At 49.3% G+C, this 17,186-nt stretch carries 14 protein-coding genes; 11 read left to right on the top strand and 3 right to left on the bottom strand.

What is annotated here, in order from left to right; genetic code table 11:
• Positions 1 to 121 precede the first annotated feature (121 nt).
• Positions 122 to 1,450 carry a tRNA (N6-isopentenyl adenosine(37)-C2)-methylthiotransferase MiaB gene (gene miaB / locus L6466_RS01145; RefSeq protein ID WP_237803571.1) on the top strand — a complete coding sequence of 443 codons (1,329 nt, stop codon included), beginning with the start codon at positions 122 to 124 and terminating at the stop codon, positions 1,448 to 1,450.
• Positions 1,451 to 1,453: 3 nt separating this feature from the next.
• Here miaB and L6466_RS01140 read toward each other — a convergent pair whose 3' ends face one another.
• Positions 1,454 to 2,824 carry a purple acid phosphatase family protein gene (locus tag L6466_RS01140; RefSeq protein WP_237802319.1) on the bottom strand — a complete coding sequence of 457 codons (1,371 nt, stop codon included), beginning with the start codon at positions 2,822 to 2,824 and terminating at the stop codon, positions 1,454 to 1,456.
• Positions 2,825 to 2,934: 110 nt separating this feature from the next.
• Here L6466_RS01140 and L6466_RS01135 point away from each other — a divergent pair, with 110 nt between their 5' ends.
• Genes L6466_RS01135 through L6466_RS01095 form a run of 9 tightly spaced genes read left to right on the top strand, consistent with a single transcriptional unit; the run spans position 2,935 to position 14,616 of the window.
• The gene (locus L6466_RS01135; protein ID WP_237802320.1) at positions 2,935 to 4,932 is read left to right on the top strand and encodes an LTA synthase family protein; all 1,998 of its coding nucleotides are present in this window, start codon (positions 2,935 to 2,937) and stop codon (positions 4,930 to 4,932) included.
• Positions 4,933 to 4,949: 17 nt separating this feature from the next.
• Positions 4,950 to 6,779 carry an ABC transporter ATP-binding protein gene (locus L6466_RS01130; RefSeq protein WP_237802321.1) on the top strand — a complete coding sequence of 610 codons (1,830 nt, stop codon included), beginning with the start codon at positions 4,950 to 4,952 and terminating at the stop codon, positions 6,777 to 6,779.
• Between the two features lie 16 nt (positions 6,780 to 6,795).
• Positions 6,796 to 8,586, top strand: coding sequence for an LTA synthase family protein (locus tag L6466_RS01125; protein ID WP_237802322.1), 1,791 nt, complete (start codon positions 6,796 to 6,798; stop codon positions 8,584 to 8,586).
• A 9-nt stretch (positions 8,587 to 8,595) separates the two neighbouring features.
• Positions 8,596 to 9,711 (top strand): DegT/DnrJ/EryC1/StrS family aminotransferase, encoded by a 1,116-nt coding sequence (locus L6466_RS01120; RefSeq protein ID WP_237802323.1) that lies wholly within the window; start codon positions 8,596 to 8,598, stop codon positions 9,709 to 9,711.
• Positions 9,712 to 9,716: 5 nt separating this feature from the next.
• Positions 9,717 to 10,670 carry a lysophospholipid acyltransferase family protein gene (locus L6466_RS01115; RefSeq protein WP_237803572.1) on the top strand — a complete coding sequence of 318 codons (954 nt, stop codon included), beginning with the start codon at positions 9,717 to 9,719 and terminating at the stop codon, positions 10,668 to 10,670.
• Between the two features lie 16 nt (positions 10,671 to 10,686).
• The gene (locus L6466_RS01110; RefSeq protein WP_237802324.1) at positions 10,687 to 11,691 is read left to right on the top strand and encodes a glycosyltransferase family 9 protein; all 1,005 of its coding nucleotides are present in this window, start codon (positions 10,687 to 10,689) and stop codon (positions 11,689 to 11,691) included.
• Positions 11,688 to 12,689: a glycosyl transferase family 90 gene (locus L6466_RS01105; protein WP_176944223.1), complete on the top strand. Its 1,002-nt coding sequence runs from the start codon at positions 11,688 to 11,690 to the stop codon at positions 12,687 to 12,689. Before L6466_RS01110 ends, L6466_RS01105 begins: the two co-directional genes overlap by 4 nt.
• A gap of 12 nt (positions 12,690 to 12,701) precedes the next feature.
• The gene (locus L6466_RS01100) at positions 12,702 to 13,757 is read left to right on the top strand and encodes a glycosyltransferase family 4 protein (RefSeq protein ID WP_091854611.1); all 1,056 of its coding nucleotides are present in this window, start codon (positions 12,702 to 12,704) and stop codon (positions 13,755 to 13,757) included.
• 10 nt (positions 13,758 to 13,767) lie between these two features.
• Entirely contained in the window at positions 13,768 to 14,616 is an 849-nt protein-coding gene (locus L6466_RS01095; protein WP_237802325.1) for a LicD family protein, read from the top strand.
• Here the strand turns inward: L6466_RS01095 and L6466_RS01090 are convergent.
• Complete coding sequence (locus L6466_RS01090) at positions 14,606 to 15,328, bottom strand: lipopolysaccharide kinase InaA family protein (protein ID WP_091813582.1); 723 nt, start codon at positions 15,326 to 15,328, stop codon at positions 14,606 to 14,608. The genes L6466_RS01095 and L6466_RS01090 overlap by 11 nt on opposite strands.
• Before the next feature lie 118 nt (positions 15,329 to 15,446).
• Here L6466_RS01090 and L6466_RS01085 point away from each other — a divergent pair, with 118 nt between their 5' ends.
• The gene (locus L6466_RS01085; RefSeq protein WP_237802326.1) at positions 15,447 to 16,286 is read left to right on the top strand and encodes a LicD family protein; all 840 of its coding nucleotides are present in this window, start codon (positions 15,447 to 15,449) and stop codon (positions 16,284 to 16,286) included.
• On the opposite strand, the gene L6466_RS01080 is transcribed toward L6466_RS01085, so the two are convergent.
• Positions 16,283 to 17,173, bottom strand: coding sequence for a glycosyltransferase family 2 protein (locus L6466_RS01080; RefSeq protein WP_091813575.1), 891 nt, complete (start codon positions 17,171 to 17,173; stop codon positions 16,283 to 16,285). The genes L6466_RS01085 and L6466_RS01080 overlap by 4 nt on opposite strands.
• Between the last annotated feature and the right edge of the window lie 13 nt (positions 17,174 to 17,186).

The following is a 17,186-nucleotide window of genomic DNA, read 5'->3' as shown; positions in this document are numbered from 1 at the left end:
TTGCGTGCAAAATTAAACATTTTCTACGACACATGTGCCAACTGTGGATAAAAATTAGTTTTATTTAAGGCTATATGCAGAAAAAAGTTCGTACCTTTGCACCCGGATTTAAATTAATATGATGAAGAAACTGTTTATAGAAACTTATGGCTGTCAGATGAATGTGGCCGATTCTGAGGTAGTGGCCTCAGTAATGCAAATGGCTGGCTATGAGACTTGTGAAAGTCTGGAAGAGGCCGATGCTGTATTTTTGAATACTTGTTCGGTGCGCGATAATGCCGAACAGAAGATATACCATCGTTTGGAGGCACTGGGTGCCATCAAGCGCAAGCGTCCGTTGGTTATCGGCGTGCTGGGCTGTATGGCTGAGCGCGTGCAACAGGACCTGCTGGAGAATCATGGGGCCGACCTCGTGGCCGGACCCGATGCCTATATGACTCTGCCCGACCTGGTGGCCCAGGCCGAACTGGGACATAAGGCCATGAATATCGAACTGTCTACTTCAGAGACCTATAAGGACGTTGTGCCTCAGCGCATTGGCCTGGGTCATAAGATTGGCGGTTTCGTGAGCATCATGCGTGGCTGTAACAACTTCTGCCACTACTGCATCGTGCCCTACACCCGTGGTCGTGAGCGCAGCCGCGACGTAGAGAGCATCCTGCGTGAGGTACGCGATCTGCGTGACCGTGGCTTCAAGGAGGTAACGTTGCTGGGACAGAATGTGAACTCATACAAGAGTGAAGTCGTGAAGGAGAGTGGCAATGAAGAAGTCACTTTTGCCCAGCTCCTCAGACTGGTGGCCCACGAGGCACCCCAGATGCGCATCCGTTTCACCACCTCACACCCTAAGGACATGAGCGACGAGACCTTGCGCGTCATTGCCGAAGAGCCCAATGTGTGCAAGCACATCCATCTGCCCGTACAGAGCGGCTCTGACCGTATCCTGAAACTGATGAACCGCAAATATACCCGTGAGTGGTATATGGACCGTGTGGCTGCCATCCGCAGGATTATACCTGACTGCGGGCTGTCCACCGATATCTTCGTAGGCTATCACGACGAGACAGAGGAAGACCATCAGCTCAGTCTCAGTCTGATGCGCGAGGTAGGCTATGACTCTGCCTTTATGTTCAAATATTCTGAGCGCCCCGGCACATACGCCTCAAAACATCTGCCCGACAATATCGCAGAAGAAGAGAAGATTCGCAGACTGAACGAGCTCATTGCCCTGCAGACTGAGATTTCTGCCCAGCAGAACAAGAAGGACGAGGGCAAGGAGTTTGACGTGCTGGTAGAAGGTTTCTCCAAGCGCAGTCGTGAGCAGCTCTGCGGTCGCACGGAACAAAATAAAATGGTGGTCTTCAACAAAGGAAACCACCATATTGGAGAAACAGTACGGGTGCGCATCACAGGCAGCACCAGCGCTACTCTTTTCGGCGAGGAAGTATAAGGACTACTTCCGCATCCTCTCAGGATGCTTTGCCTTATACGCCTCGATTCGTTCGGCATACGCCCGGTCTTTCTTACTGGAAGGGTCGGGCGTATATTCCATATATTCAGGAATATCACGACCAAAGTCCAGGATATTCACACTATCACCTTTCTTTACAATACGCAGGGAGTCATAGAGTGAGTGATGATAGGATTCATAGGTAGCCATCACCAATGTATCTCCCTTAATATCAACGGTTTGATAATAGCGACTGGAGATACCAAACTTATCAAACTCATCATCAAACTGTATGCGATAATTCTTGGGTGAACAATGGCTCACGGTATAGACCGGCGTCGTTGCCTTGTCATTGTCATCATGGCGCGTCATGCGTCCATAGGCATGTTCGTGACCCTGCATCACCAGGTCAACCCCATACTCCTCAATCAGGTCATTGAACACCCATCGCTGAATCAGGTTGTTATGGCCTTTCAACGAGAAAAGAGGATGATGCAGAACCACAATCTTCCAACGTGCGCTGCTGTTCTGCAACTCACGTTCCAGCCAACTGCGCTGGGTCAGCAGGTAAGGCAGTTCACGGTTACTGTCCAACAGGAAGAACTGTGCAGAACCATAACGGACGGTATAGACCTGGTTATCCTCAATCTTGGAATCAAGGAAATAGGAATAAATCAGGGGGAAACGGCGTTCCAAAGATACGATGACGCCCTTCAGATAGTCGTGATTACCCGTCACGGTGAGCAGGGGCATCGCCTGACAGATACTGTCCACATCACGGAAGGTCTCTGCCCAGCACTCATCTTTCGGACGATCCGTCAGGTCGCCTCCACAAACCAGGAACTCGGTCTGGGGATGATAAGCCAAGGCTTCCTTCAGAATACGGTTGGAAGCTCCGCCCACCGTATCCTGCACATCACCAACATACATGAACGACAGGTTGTTACGGTTTTCCTTGTAGGTCTGGAAATGATACCATTGAGAGGCTTTCCCGTCGGTCACAGCACGATAGGCATACTGGGCATCAGGGCGCAACTGACGGAGACGGGCCACATAATAGGCGGCCACGCCACTGCGTGAACGGAACACTTCGCCATAGGCCTCAACCTTTACGGTATCACCATCAGGCAACTGGGCCAGCTCCAGATACGAGGGATGGAGGATACTGTCGGCCTGCCAACTGACATTTCTTGACGATTCCAGACTGTCACCAAAGGTGAGCAGCACACGATGGGGTTCTGCCTCAGATACATAAGGCGCCTCTTCAGGATTACGAAACCAGGCATCCCAACGACTGGATGCCCAAAAACCAGCCCCTATCAAAACTAGGAGAATAACGACTAAAGTCGTTCTTTTTGCTCTTTTTTTTGCCATATGACTGCAAAAGTAGTACAATTTTTTGAAATAAAGCCTTTACTACGCTGATTTTTCGTAAATTCTTCGTACTTTTGCACCTTTAAAGTATGAAAAGTACATTTACAAAAATGAAAAGTTCATTTTATAATCATCCCGTAATAGCACTGGTTGGCAACTTAGGCATTGTCTACCTGATGTTCACATTCTGCCGACTGGTATTCCTACTGCTGAACTGGGGTATGTATGCTGACACCATGACATGGGGTCACGCCCTTGACTTATTTGGCGCTGGACTGATTTTTGATACCACAGCCATTCTCTATACCAATGCCCTGGTCATCCTGATGATGCTATTCCCCCTGCATTGGAAAGAGCGTAAAGGCTACTACAAAGTAGTCAGGTGGATTTACGTTATCTGTAACTCCGTTGCCATCTGGGCAAATCTCTGCGACTGTGTATATTTCCCCTTTACGGGCAAGCGCACCACAACCTCGGTTTTCTACGAGTTCAGTAACGAAGGCGTGGGCGGCATGACCAAGATTATGGGCGAGCAGTTTATCGCCAACTGGTACCTGGTACTGCTGGCATTCCTGCTGTCGTGGGTGCTGTGGAAGACCTTCCTGCCAAGAGTAAAAGGAAAGGGGAAAAGTGAAAAGTCTGCTTTCACATCACCTCTGCTCAGATATTATATTGTGCAGACAGTAGCGTTACTGGTAACCATCCCCCTGACGGTGGCCGGTATGCGTGGAGGCTTTACCGCCGCTGTGCGTCCTATCACCATCAGCAATGCCAATCAGTTTGTAGACCGTCCTGCTGAGACAGGTATCGTACTGAACACGCCTTTCAGCATCTATCGCACGCTGAGCAAGAAACCACTCATCACACCCGATTACATGAGCGAGGAAGAGGCCTTGGCACTCTACTCCCCTATTCATACGCCGGCCGACTCTGTAGCTTTCACGCCGAAGAATGTGGTTGTGTTTATTCTGGAGAGTTTCGGCAAACAGCATTTCGGCTATTACAACAAGACGCTGCGTAATGGCACCTACAAGGGATACACACCATTCCTTGACTCACTGATAGCCAACGGGGCCATGACATGGCAGTATTCCTATGCCAACGGACGAAGGAGTATCGAGGGCATGCCATCGGTACTGTCGTCGCTGCCCAACTATGTAGAACCGCTGTTCCTCACACCTGCATCCCTGAACCACATGTCAGGACTGGCACGCGAGCTGGGAGAGCAGAAAGGATACACCACGGCATTTTTCCACGGCGCACAGAACAATTCCATGGGATTCCAGGCCTTTGCCCGTGCTACTGGCTTTAAGAATTATTACGGCAGAACGGAATATAATGAAGACCCCAACTTCCATGGCGACGATGATTTCGACGGCACCTGGGCCATCTGGGACGAGGAGTTCCTGCAGTTCTATGCCCAGCAGATGACCAAGATGCAACAGCCTTTCATGACTGCTGTATTCACGGCCTCATCGCATACGCCCTGCGTCGTGCCCGAAAGATACAAAGGGAAGTTCCCCAAGGGTGAAGACGACGTGATGGAATGCGTGGCCTATAGCGACAATGCCCTCCGCCTCTTCTTTGAGACTGCCAAAAAGCAGCCATGGTTCAAGAATACGCTCTTCGTGATTACCGCCGACCACACCAGTGGCGCCACAGACCCATTCTACCGCACCACGCTGGGCAACTACTGCGTGCCTATCATCCTCTACGCTCCTGGCGACAAGGCCTTGCGAGGCTATGACACGCAGCACATCGTGGAGCAGACTGATATCATGCCCACCGTGCTCTCATACCTGCATTACGACAAGCCTTACCTGGCTTTCGGGAAGGACATGCTCAACACGTCAGCAGAAGAGAGCCACGCACTCCACTGGGTAGCGAGCAGCAATGGCTATGAATTCGTGAAGGGCCCCTATGCACTGGAGTTTGACGGCGAACAGGTCACGTCAGCCTTCCATTATCGTACAGACTCCACCTTTACGCACAATATACTGAAATCCATACCTGCCGACACGCTCAGCCAGATGACGCGACAGATGAAGTCCATCATCCAGCAGTACATGCAGCGTATGAACAACGACCAGTTGGTAATCAAAAAGTGAAAGTTGAAAAAAGATAAATGAAAGAGTTTTTGAAAGTACTGAGGCGTTTCGTGCCTCCCTATAAGAAATACCTGCTCCTGTCGATATTCTTCAACGTGTCATCGGCAGTGCTCAACATTTTCTCATTTGCAGCCCTGATACCTATCCTGCAAATCCTGTTCCAGACCGGCGACGCAGAGGCTGCGACCTCCGTGATGGCATGGGACTGGGGAAATGTACAGGAGGTGTTGATGAACAACCTGAACTATTATGTCAACGGCCTGATAGCCGACTATGGCCCAACCACTACCTTGTTGCTCATCGGTCTGTTCCTGGCAAGCACAACCATGCTGAAGACGGGATTCTACTTCCTCACCTCAGCCTGTATCGTACCTATCCGTACCGGTGTGGTACGCGATATACGTAACCAGATTTATCAGAAGATCACGTCTCTCCCCCTGGGTTTCTTCTCTGAGGAACGAAAGGGAGATATCATTGCCCGTATGAGCGGCGACGTACTGGAGGTAGAGTCGAGCATCATGTCATCACTCGACATGCTGTTCAAGAACCCCGTACTGATTATCGCCTATTTCTCTACGATGCTGTTTGTATCGTGGCAGCTGACCCTTTTCACCCTGATTATCGTACCCGTCATGGGATGGATCATGGGAATGATAGGACGTAAGCTGAAGCGCAAGAGTATCGAGGCTCAGGCCCTATGGAGCGACACGATGAGTCAGGCAGAGGAGACGCTTGGTGGTCTGCGCATCATCAAGGCTTTCTGTGCAGAGGAGAAGATGAACAAGCGTTTCGACAAGATCAACTCTTCTTATCGTGACCATCTGATGAAGGTTAATATCCGTCAGTCATCGGCTCACCCCATGAGTGAGTTCCTCGGTACCGTGATGATTGTCATCGTACTTTGGTTTGGCGGCATGCTGGTACTCAACAACCAGGCTATCACCGGCCCTACGTTCATCTACTACATGGTGATTCTCTATTCTATCATCAATCCATTGAAGGAATTCTCAAAGGCCAGCTACAACATCCCCAAGGGACTGGCATCCATGGAGCGTATTGACAAAATCCTCTTGGCAGAGAACACCATCAAGGAGAAAGAGAATCCTAAGCATATCGGCTCTTTCGAACACCAGATTGAGTTCCGTCATGTATCCTTCCGCTATGGCGACAAGTGGGTGCTTCAGGACATCAACTTAGTGATTCCAAAGGGAAAGACCATCGCGCTGGTAGGACAGAGCGGTGGCGGTAAGTCAACACTCGTAGACCTGATTCCACGTTACTACGACGTACAGGAAGGAGAAGTGCTGATTGATGGCATTAACGTGAAGGACCTTGGCATACACGACCTGCGCCAGCTGATAGGCAATGTCAACCAGGAGGCTATCCTGTTTAACGACACCTTCCGTAACAACATCGCCTTTGGTGTGGACAAAGCTACAGACGAGCAGATTGCCGAGGCAGCAAAGATTGCCAACGCCTATGATTTCATCATGCAGTCGGAACAGGGATTTGAGACTAACATCGGAGACCGTGGCGGACGATTGTCGGGTGGTCAGCGCCAGCGCGTGAGCATTGCCCGTGCCATCTTGAAGAATCCTCCCATCCTGATTCTCGATGAGGCCACATCAGCCCTCGATACAGAGAGTGAGCGACTGGTACAGGATGCCCTGGAACGTCTGATGAAGACACGCACCACCGTGGCTATTGCCCACCGCCTGTCGACCATCAAGAATGCAGACGAGATATGCGTACTCCACGAAGGACGTATCGTAGAGCGCGGCACCCACGATGAACTGCTCAGCATGGATGGCTACTACAAGAAACTGAACGACATGCAAAGTCTTTAAAAGAGCATAGCGGATAGTGAAGAAACGACTATTATATCTCATCAGGTTCTACCTATTGACAGTTCTGATTTTCATGGCTGCCAAATGGGCATTCATGATATGTAATCATGCCGAAGGCACATTCTCTGTAGGTGATATGTTTGCCGTGTTATGGCATGGACTGAGCCTTGACTTGTCAACAGCTCTCTATTTCCTGATACTGCCATTCCTCATCACCATGGTCAGCATCTGGGTCAGGATACCCAAATGGCTGATGAGACCTTATTATGCCCTGATAGCACTGGCTTTCGCCTTGGCATTCGTCAGCGACACCAGCATGTATGCATTCTGGCATTTCAAGCTTGACTTCTCATGGTTGCAATACCTGGAATCGCCCAACGAGGTGATGGCCAGTGTATCCGTTGGTTATATGATTATCAGGGTTATCGTCTTGGTTTTCAGCACAATTGTCTTCTTCTTTGCATACGACAGACATGCAGGCGTACCTGCTTCGTCACGCGGCAACTGGAAAGAGCTGATTCTCTATGTCGTGACGGCCCCATTGATGGTCATTGGCATTCGCGGCGGATTTGGAGATGCGACAACCAATACCGGACAGGTATACTACTCGCAGAACCAGTTCCTGAACCATTCTGCAGTAAACCCCATATTCTGTTTCTTCTATTCCATGTCTCACCAACTGGAAGATTTATCACAATACCTGTTCTTTGAGCCGGAAGAATGTGAAGAACTGCTCCAAGGGGTCTACACCACAGAGAGTCTGCACCAGGACACCCTCCTCACCACCGAACGTCCCGATATCCTCATCATCCTTCTGGAAAGTGCGGGAGAACAGTTTGCCAGTGTCATGCCACATCTTCAGGAACTGAAGAAAGAAGGCATCTATTTCAGTCAGTGTTTTGCCAACTCCTGGCGTACTGACCGCGGAACGCTCTGCGTATTGAGCGGCTATCCTTCGTTCCCCGCCATCTCTATCATGAAGACGCCAGAGAAGAGTGGGTTCCTGCCCAGCATTGCCGGCAGATTAAAGGAAAAGGGCTATCAGACCAGCTATCTGTACGGTGGCGATGCCAACTTTACGAATATGCGCAGTTACCTGTTCTCCACAGGCTGGGACCGGCTCACGGACATCAAGGACTTCTCGTTCAAGGAACAGCAGACTGGTCAGTGGGGCGTGCGGGATGATATCACTTTCCAGAGGATTTACAACCAGATGATTCAGTCGTCACCAGATGTTCCTCACCTGTGGGGATACAGCACACTCTCCAGTCATGAGCCCTGGGAGGTACCCGTCAAGAAACTGGATGACGAGGTCGATAACGCATTCTGTTACCTGGATGACTGCATTGATGATTTCATCAACAAACTGAAACAGACGCCCCGATGGGACAACATGCTCATCGTGATGATTGCCGACCATGGTATCATTCACGGAGAGATAGACCAGACAAAGCCCTTACAGAAGAACCACATCCCCATGCTATGGGTGGGTGGTACCATTCGTGAACCACGAGTCATCGACAGGCTCTGTAATCAGAGCGACCTGGCCGCTACCCTCTTCGGGCAACTCCATCTGAACCACGACGACTTTATATTCAGTCGCGACGTGCTCTCAGAGAGCTATACCCTCCCAACAGTGGTGAACAACTACAGCAATGCCCAATGGATTTACAACGCCACTGGACAACAGCTCTATGATTTCGACTTGAAGCGGCCCCTCATCAATGAGTGCGAAGATGCACAACAGATGACACGCCTGAACAAGGCCATCATACAGCAGACCACTACGGACTTGCAAAACAGATAAATTAGAGCGATGATAAAATTCTTAGACCTACAGCGCATCACGCAGAAATACGGAGAAGAGATTCACGAAGCCATCACACGCGTCGTGGACTCGGGCTATTATCTGCAAGGAGCGGAGAACAAACGCTTCGAGACTGACTATGCCGCCTATATCGGCAGTCGCTATTGCGTGGGCTGTGGAAATGGTCTGGATGCCCTGATTTGGATTTATCGCGCCTATATAGAGATGGGGGTGATGCAGCCAGGCGATGAAGTCATCGTGCCGGCCAACACCTTTATCGCATCCATTCTTGCCCTGACCGAGAATGGATTAGTTCCGGTCCTGGCCGAACCTCGTTATGACACACTGGAGCTGGATGACAGCAAGTTGGAAGCCCTCATCACACCAAAGACCCGTTCCATCCTGTTGGTTCACCTCTACGGCCGGTGTGCATATACGGAAGAGATTGGCAGATTATGCCAGAAACACAACTTAAAGCTGGTGGAGGATAATGCGCAGGCTCACGGCTGCAGATATACTGATGGCCGACGGACAGGCAGTCTTGGTGATGCGGCAGGACACAGTTTCTACCCAGGAAAGAACCTTGGCGCATTAGGCGATGCAGGAGCCGTAACCTGCAACGACAAGGAATTGGCTGATACCATCCGTGCGCTGGCCAATTACGGCAGTCAACAGAAATATATCTTCAAATATACAGGACGAAACAGCAGAATGGATGAGACACAGGCTGCCGTGCTGGATGTCAAACTGCATCATCTGGATGAAGACAATGACGCGCGCCGTGCCAACGCCAGGATTTACTATGAGGGAATCAGCAATCCTCTGGTGACTCTCCCCGATTACCTGGAAGATGAGCAGAACGTCTATCACATCTTCCCCGTATTCTGCGAACACAGGGAGGAGCTACAGGAATACCTGAAAGAGCAAGGTATTCAGACACTCATCCACTATCCTATCCCGCCTCACAAGCAGGAATGCTACAGCCAATGGAACAGTCTGTCGCTTCCTGTCACGGAAAAGATCCACCGCCAGGAACTCAGTCTGCCCATCAGTCCAGTGATGACACCCGACGAGGCCCGTGAGGTGGTTAAGGCTCTCAATACATTTAAACTAAAATCCAATTAACGATGATGAAGAATCTCTTATATTATCTCCTGTATGGTTTCGCATACCTGATTTCCTTGTTGCCCTTCAAGGTGCTTTACGGACTGTCTGACTGTATTTGGTTCCTGATGTATCGCGTCGTGAAATACAGGAGAAAAGTAGTGTGGAAGAACCTCAAGGCATCATTTCCTGAAAAGGACGATATTGAGTTATCCTGTATAGAATACGAATTCTACCAGTGGTTGTGCGACTATATCGTTGAAACGATCAAGCTGTTAAGTATCAGCGACAAGGAACTCCTGAAGCATATTGAGTTCCAGAATGTAGAGGAACTGGAGGAATGCTACGACCGTGGTCAGAACTGCGCTGCCATCCTTGGCCATTACTGCAACTGGGAATGGCTGTCAGCTACAGGACTGGCCTTCCGTCGCTATCCCAACGCTGTGATGGGCCTTATCTATCATCCGCTCTATAATGACGCGTTTGACAAGCTCTTCATTGCAGTCCGTTCGGCTCATGGTGGCAGTTGCATTCCCAAGAAGGATGTGTTGCGCCACCTCATCACATGCAGACAGGAGCAGAAGCCCTATCTCTTCGGCTATATCAGCGACCAGGCACCACGTTGGATGAACATCCACCTATGGATTAAGTTCCTGAATCAGGATACCGCTGTCTTCACGGGTGGAGAGCGCATCATGCGCAAGGCAAACGATGCCGTGTTCTATGTTGACATGTTCCGTCCACGACGCGGCTATTATACCTGTACGTTCCGTAAGATAACAGATGACATCAATTCACTGCCCGAGAACGAAGTGACCAAGCAGTTCTTCCAGCTACTGGAGAAAGCTATCTATCGTGCCCCGGTTTACTACCTGTGGACACACAACCGTTGGAAGCGCACAAAGGAGGAGTTCGACCGGGTTTATAACCTGGTGAACGGACGTACCATTCCCAAGGATCCCAATGTCACAGGCAGTTAATCATAAAGACAAGACTATGGAAGTAAAAAATGTACTCGTAGTACGATTCCGACAACTGGGCGATGCCGTATTGACCACAGTTATCTGCAACACCATCAGGAAGACTTTCCCTGATGCACGCATCGACTATGTGCTCAATGATAACCTGGCTGCGCTTTTCGAGGGCCATCCCTCTATAGACCGCATCATCACCTTTACGAAGGAAGAACGTCACGATACGATGACATACCTGAAGAAGGTGTGGCGCATCATGCATGAGACCCGTTATGACGTCATCATCGACAAACGTTCGACCTTCAATACGACACCATTTGCCCTTTTCTCCTTACACACACCCATCCGTGTGGCCTTGAAGAAGCCCTACACCTGGCTGTTGTATAACCACCGTGTCGGTTCGGTAGAGAACACACCAATGATTGACCACATTCTGGAGCATCTGGAGCCCCTGGAGCGTATCTGTCCTGTGCAATACGACCGGAAGATGACCCTCTGGGTATCAGAACAGGAGAAGGAAGACTTCAGGACCTATCTCCATCAGCAGGGAATGGACCTCAGTCGTCCTATTGCCCTGATAGGTGTCACCGCCAAATTGGAGAATAAGACCTGGCCAAAAGAAAAGATGACCGAGGTACTTAAGCGTTTTATTGAGTGTTTCCCGGAGATACAACTCATCTTCAACTATGCCCCAGGCAAGGAGGAAGAGAATGCACGCGACATCTACCAGCGCCTTGGCGCACCGGCCTCCGTCTTCATTGACGTACAGGCCAGAAGCAGCAGACAATTGGCTGCCATGTGTGACGCCATCAACCTGTACTTCGGAAACGAAGGTGGGGCACGCCACATCGTACATGCCATGCAGAAGCCGTCACTGGTTGTCTGTTCACCAGTCGCCAATCCACAGGTATGGATACCACAGGATGAAGTACCAGCCGTAGCCATCCGCAACGAGGAAGCAACGGTAGACCATGTATGGCAGATGCTGAAAGAATTTACAACAAAACATATAAAGACACAACTATGAGTGATTTGAAACGCAAGTTCTATTATACTTTCCACAGCGGAAAGAACCCGAAATTCATCTACTACCTGGTGAATTTCGTTCGTCAGGCTGTACCAAAGCCCTTACTCAACGCCATGCTGGACCATGAGCTCCGCAAGCTTGACAGTCGTCCTGACAAGGAATATATCCTGAGTCGTGTGGACTACTATTGCAGGCTGACAGCCGAGACACCCTATGACCGCGAAGCCTTTTTGAAAGCATCAACAGAACTGCGTCATACGAAAAAGACCGGTGCATCCGTCTACTATTACGATGCGCTGGAGTTCTCCCGTTGGTTCAACCAGTCCCTGCGCTGGATTCTTCAGGCTGGCGATATAGACTATGCCCTACCCCTGCCGTCTATTGTGAAGAGCCGCCTCATCGAAGGCGACATGACGAATAATGTCATCATGAAGCTTGAGAAGGTACGCCACTTTATCTTTGTGAAGGACCGTTTGAAATTTACCGACAAGAAGGATATGGCCATCTTCCGTGGAAAGATTGGTCAGGCCAATAGCAAGGAGATGAAACGTAACCGCTACGACTTTGCCTGCAAATACTTCGGCCACCCGATGGTTGATGTAGGTGAGATAGGTGGTGTGGAACCCAAATGGCAAGTGCAGAAGATGACCATCCCAGAACATCTGGACTATAAGTTCATCATGTCACTCGAAGGTAATGACGTTGCGTCAAACCTGAAATGGGTGATGTCGTCCAACTCTATTGCCATCAGTCCGAAGCTGCGCTGTGAGACCTGGTTCATGGAGGGTAAGCTGAAACCCGACTATCACTATATCGGCGTGGAGGAAGACTATAGCGACCTCATCGACAAGATGGAATATTACATAGCCCATCCGGAGAAAGCACAGGAGATTATTGACCATGCCCACGAGTATATAGACCAGTTCCGCGACCGTGAGCGTGAGAAGCTCATCTCTCTCCTGGTACTGAAACGCTATCTGGATATTATGAACCCCTAGGCCATCAGACAGATGAAGAACGTACTTGTTGACTTTTCCAATTATGATGCACTGAGTGGCTTTGGCGAGATAGTACGCAACTATTGTCGCCGACTGGCCGTGGCTGATGTGCCCGATATGCATTTCATCTTTATCATCCCAAAGAAACATATCGGAGAGTTCGGTCCGCATATTGACTATATAGCCACCGAGAACCGCAAGCGGGAAATACGTCGTTATCCTAACCATATCGACCTGTGGCATGCCACGGATCAGCAGTTCGGCTACCGTCGCCATACAAAAGGCACCCTGCAACTGCTGACGGTGCATGACCTGAACTACCTCTACGAGAAGCACGGCATCCATCTGTTACGTCACAAGATAGAGATGCCATGGCTTATCCATCGCAGCGACGCTATCACGGTGATTTCCGAATACGTAAAGAAAGATGTGGAGCAACACATTCCATTCCTTGACAAAGAGCCACAGGTTATCTATAATGGTATAGACGACGTGGAGGCCCACCCTCGCAAGCAACCATCATTCGTCAAGGATGAGCATGCTCCCTTCTTCCTTTGCATAGGACATGTCAGGGAGAAGAAGAACATCCATACCGTGGTGCCCATGATGAAATACTTCCCCAATCATCATCTTTACATCTGCGGCGCAAACCACTGGGCTTATGCCGACAAGATACGCAGCATGGTAGCCCCGGAGGATAAAGACCGCATTGTATTGACAGGAAAGATTGCGGATGAGGAGAAATGCTGGCTCATGGCTCATGCCGATGCCCTATTATTCCCCAGTAAGCTGGAAGGGTTTGGCATCCCTGTCCTCGAAGCCATGCGTTTCGGCACGAAAGTATTCTCGTCACGCTTCAGTTGTCTGCCAGAGGTCTGCAGCACACATGCCTCCTACTGGGACAGCTATGAGCCAGAGGCTATGGCAGAGGTAGTAAGGAAAGGACTGGAAGGATGGAGCAGAGACGGTCAGGAAGCCGTGGATGCCCGTGCTTACTCACGCACCTTCAATTACGACCACTATACTGAACAGTATATCGCTCTCTATCGTCAATTACTCCATATTTAGGACTCAACATATGCGACTCTATAACGAAACAAATTACGATATCCATATCCTGCAACAGAAGATAATGGGTAACCTCAAGGCTATTGACCAGGTATGCCGTGAACATGGACTGCGCTACTATCTGTGGGCTGGCAGCATGTTGGGTGCCGTTCGTCATCAGGGCTTTATCCCTTGGGATGACGATATGGACATCTGCATGCCACGTCCGGACTACGAGAAGCTGTTAGCGCATTGGAAAGAGTGGCTCCCGGCACCATACGAGGTGATCAGCGCCGAGAACGACCCCACCTATCCTTATCCGTTTGCAAAGATTGAAGACGCTTCGACAACAGTCCTGGAACGTCCAGACTTTCCGTTCCTTGAGGGTATCTATATAGACGTCTTCCCCATTGACGGTGTTCCTTCTGATGAGAAGGAAAGACAAAAGCACTTCAAGCGCTATAAGTTCTGGCGCCATTTGCTCTTCCTACGTGGTCGCAACCCATTCAAGCATGGCTACGGGCCACGCTCATGGTATCCTTGGCTGCTGCATCAGGTCTTCTCTCTAGAGGATCTGCAGAAGCGTGTAAAACGCCTGATGACGAAATATGACTATGACAGTTCGGAATATGTGGCCGACTACGATGACGGTGTTCGCGGAGCAATCAAGAAGACCATCTTAGGAACGCCTCAGCCATACGCTTTTGCTGATACGACATTCATGGGAGTAGAACGTGCTGATGAGTATCTCTCAAACAAATATGGTGACTATATGCAACTGCCACCAAAAGAGAAGCAGATACAGCATCATTTCTTCCGTATGGATCTGAATCAGCCATATCGGGAAACAACAATAGAGGAAGTAAGAGCTAAAGTTTAAACCTCCGATGTTCAAAACGGTCGAGCAGTGCAACAGCCTGTTGGACCGTTTCCTTTTCATCCCACCCTCTTTGACGCGCATAACTGGCAACGAGATATTCATAAAGGTCTCGCCGATGGGTTGTCCTCACCAGATTCTTCAGACATTCCTTGTTGGAGGGATAACCGTCACAGAAACGGGAACGGTTGATGTCAATCATATTAAAATAATAGTTGCCAGACTTCTCTGTACAGAGGAAGTTCGACAGGTTCAGATCACCATGCAGGATGCCTTTGCTATGCATCAAAAGAGTCTGTTTCATCACGGCATCAGCCAACTGAGGACTGAACTCTTTCACCTCTCTCAGCAACAGATGGCATTCCGTTCCCTCAACCTCCTTACTGACGAAATAGCCTTTCAGGAACAAGCCACAGCGTTTCTCTTCCAAAAAGGCAATACGCTGGGGTGTGTTGATTCCCCGACTGGCAAATTCTCCTGCAAAGAGAAAGGCCCGCTCAGCCTTAGACTTACGGAAGAAGGTGTAGACAATCTGCTGGATGATGTTCACGCGCTTGAAACACTTCACCATCATCGTCTCTCCTTCATATTCCAGTCTTACTACCTTATTACGCCCATCATACACGGTAGTGCCAACACCGTCTTCTATCAGACGAGGTATCTGTCTGATGAAGTTTTCGTACTTCTGGAACTGCTGATCAATGACAACCTTCATTCGTTCTCCATTTCTTGAGTTATGCAAAAGTACAAATAAAAATGCAACTCTCTGCACAAATCGTCTTAAAATTAAAGAAAAATATGTAACTTTGCACGCAAGAAACACATCTTACACTATGGCGAATTACGACATCAGACCCTTACAATTACATATACTCAACATACTTTTAGCTGTTGACAAAGTCTGTCGTGAACATGATTTGCGATATTATCTTTGGGCAGGCACCATGTTAGGCGCAGTGCGACATGGTGGGTTCATTCCCTGGGACGATGATATGGATATCTGTATGCCACGTCCCGATTACGACCGTCTGATGGCTCACGCACACGAATGGCTCCCTGCTCCATACGAAGCTGTCAGTGCTGAGACCGACCCGCTCTATCCAGGTCCGTTCGGGAAGATCCAGGACAGTTCCACAACATTAATAGAGCGTGCCCACATCAATTATATCGGAGGCCTCTATATTGATGTATTCCCACTCGATGGTGTACCACAACAGTCATGGAAACAGCGTTTTCAGTTCTCACACTACGAGATTCAGAAACGCATCATATATTTTCTTCATCGCGATCCTTTCAAGCATGGTCATGGTCCTTCATCATGGATACCCTTATTGTGTCAATGGCTGACAAGCAATGCTGCCGTACAACGTCGTTTGCGCAATATCATGACACGCTACTCATTTGATGATTGCACACTGGTGGCCGACTATGATGACGGCATGAACGGTATCTGCGACAAATCTGTATTAGGCCGTCCTACCCCCATTGAATTTGAAGGAAAGACCTTGATGGGAGTTGAGCACGCTGATACTTATCTCACGCAGAAATACGGTGACTACATGGTCGTACCTCCTCACGATCATCAGCGTCAGCACAACTTCTTCTATCTCGACTATAACCTCCCCTATCGCGAATATGACGACAAACGGGTGTTCATGAAACAGGACACCTAGTCTTCCCAGATATTCTTGATACGTACATCACGGAATATCGTCAGCAGACGTTTCAGACGACTGCGCAGCAAGTCTGCCTTCAAACGTGAAGACGGAGCATCAAGCTGGCCGTTCCATTTTTCGCCCCGGTGAAGCACGTCACGGATAAACGATGCAGATGTAATACCCCACTTGCGGAGGAACTGAGTAGAACCGTCGTTCTTAATGATGCGATGTGTTGAACGTGCCTCAAAATGATATACACGACTACGACTCACGCCTTTGAACAGTCTGACACCAGCCTTCCACAGCTTGGCAGAAAAATCAGGGTCGCTATACATGCCCGGGCTATACTCTATGCTATATCCTCCCACTAAGTCCCACATATCACGGTGTACCACATTAGGAGGCCATGTTGCACCCTGCCAGTCATCATGTTTCAGCTCCTGATATTCCTTTAACAGACGTTCTTCATCAAAGGACTCAACCGTCTGACCATAGTCTGCCGGAGCTATGACACTCTTACAGAAGAAAGGACGAGGCTGTATGAGTGTGGCTGACAAGAAGAACCTGTTATGGCCAATGGCCGTAATCTCCTCATCAAGAGCCGTATCCCATCCCGGACACACATACATGTCGTCGTTCATGAACAGCACATATTCCGTTGTCATCAGCGTGCGAAGACCATTAAGGGCATAGCACACACCTATATTCTCATCAGAATGCGTATATTTAATATCGCTTTGCGCCTTGACCCACGCCAAAGTGCCATCACTACCATCATTGACATGAACCAATATCTCATGATCTATGGCTGAATTCTTTCTGATGCTCTGAATACACAGTTGCAGAAAAGCCAAGTTATTCCAAGTAGGGATAAGTATCGAGAATCGTCTTGGGGTACCCATATTTTTATATCAT

This window comes from Prevotella communis (assembly GCF_022024175.1).
Lineage (GTDB): Bacteria > Bacteroidota > Bacteroidia > Bacteroidales > Bacteroidaceae > Prevotella > Prevotella communis.
The sequence above is the reverse complement of the archived record's forward strand: the minus strand, read 5'-3'. Positions and strand labels throughout refer to the sequence as shown.

What these genes read in the sequence shown, in the direction of transcription:
- miaB (WP_237803571.1), top strand. Translation starts at nt 122, where the DNA reads ATGAAGAAACTGTTTATAGAAACTTATGGCTGTCAGATGAATGTGGCC.
- L6466_RS01140 (WP_237802319.1), bottom strand. Translation starts at nt 2,824, where the DNA reads ATGGCAAAAAAAAGAGCAAAAAGAACGACTTTAGTCGTTATTCTCCTA.
- L6466_RS01135 (WP_237802320.1), top strand. Translation starts at nt 2,935, where the DNA reads ATGAAAAGTTCATTTTATAATCATCCCGTAATAGCACTGGTTGGCAAC.
- L6466_RS01130 (WP_237802321.1), top strand. Translation starts at nt 4,950, where the DNA reads ATGAAAGAGTTTTTGAAAGTACTGAGGCGTTTCGTGCCTCCCTATAAG.
- L6466_RS01120 (WP_237802323.1), top strand. Translation starts at nt 8,596, where the DNA reads ATGATAAAATTCTTAGACCTACAGCGCATCACGCAGAAATACGGAGAA.
- L6466_RS01115 (WP_237803572.1), top strand. Translation starts at nt 9,717, where the DNA reads ATGAAGAATCTCTTATATTATCTCCTGTATGGTTTCGCATACCTGATT.
- L6466_RS01110 (WP_237802324.1), top strand. Translation starts at nt 10,687, where the DNA reads ATGGAAGTAAAAAATGTACTCGTAGTACGATTCCGACAACTGGGCGAT.
- L6466_RS01105 (WP_176944223.1), top strand. Translation starts at nt 11,688, where the DNA reads ATGAGTGATTTGAAACGCAAGTTCTATTATACTTTCCACAGCGGAAAG.
- L6466_RS01100 (WP_091854611.1), top strand. Translation starts at nt 12,702, where the DNA reads ATGAAGAACGTACTTGTTGACTTTTCCAATTATGATGCACTGAGTGGC.
- L6466_RS01095 (WP_237802325.1), top strand. Translation starts at nt 13,768, where the DNA reads ATGCGACTCTATAACGAAACAAATTACGATATCCATATCCTGCAACAG.
- L6466_RS01090 (WP_091813582.1), bottom strand. Translation starts at nt 15,328, where the DNA reads ATGAAGGTTGTCATTGATCAGCAGTTCCAGAAGTACGAAAACTTCATC.
- L6466_RS01085 (WP_237802326.1), top strand. Translation starts at nt 15,447, where the DNA reads ATGGCGAATTACGACATCAGACCCTTACAATTACATATACTCAACATA.
- L6466_RS01080 (WP_091813575.1), bottom strand. Translation starts at nt 17,173, where the DNA reads ATGGGTACCCCAAGACGATTCTCGATACTTATCCCTACTTGGAATAAC.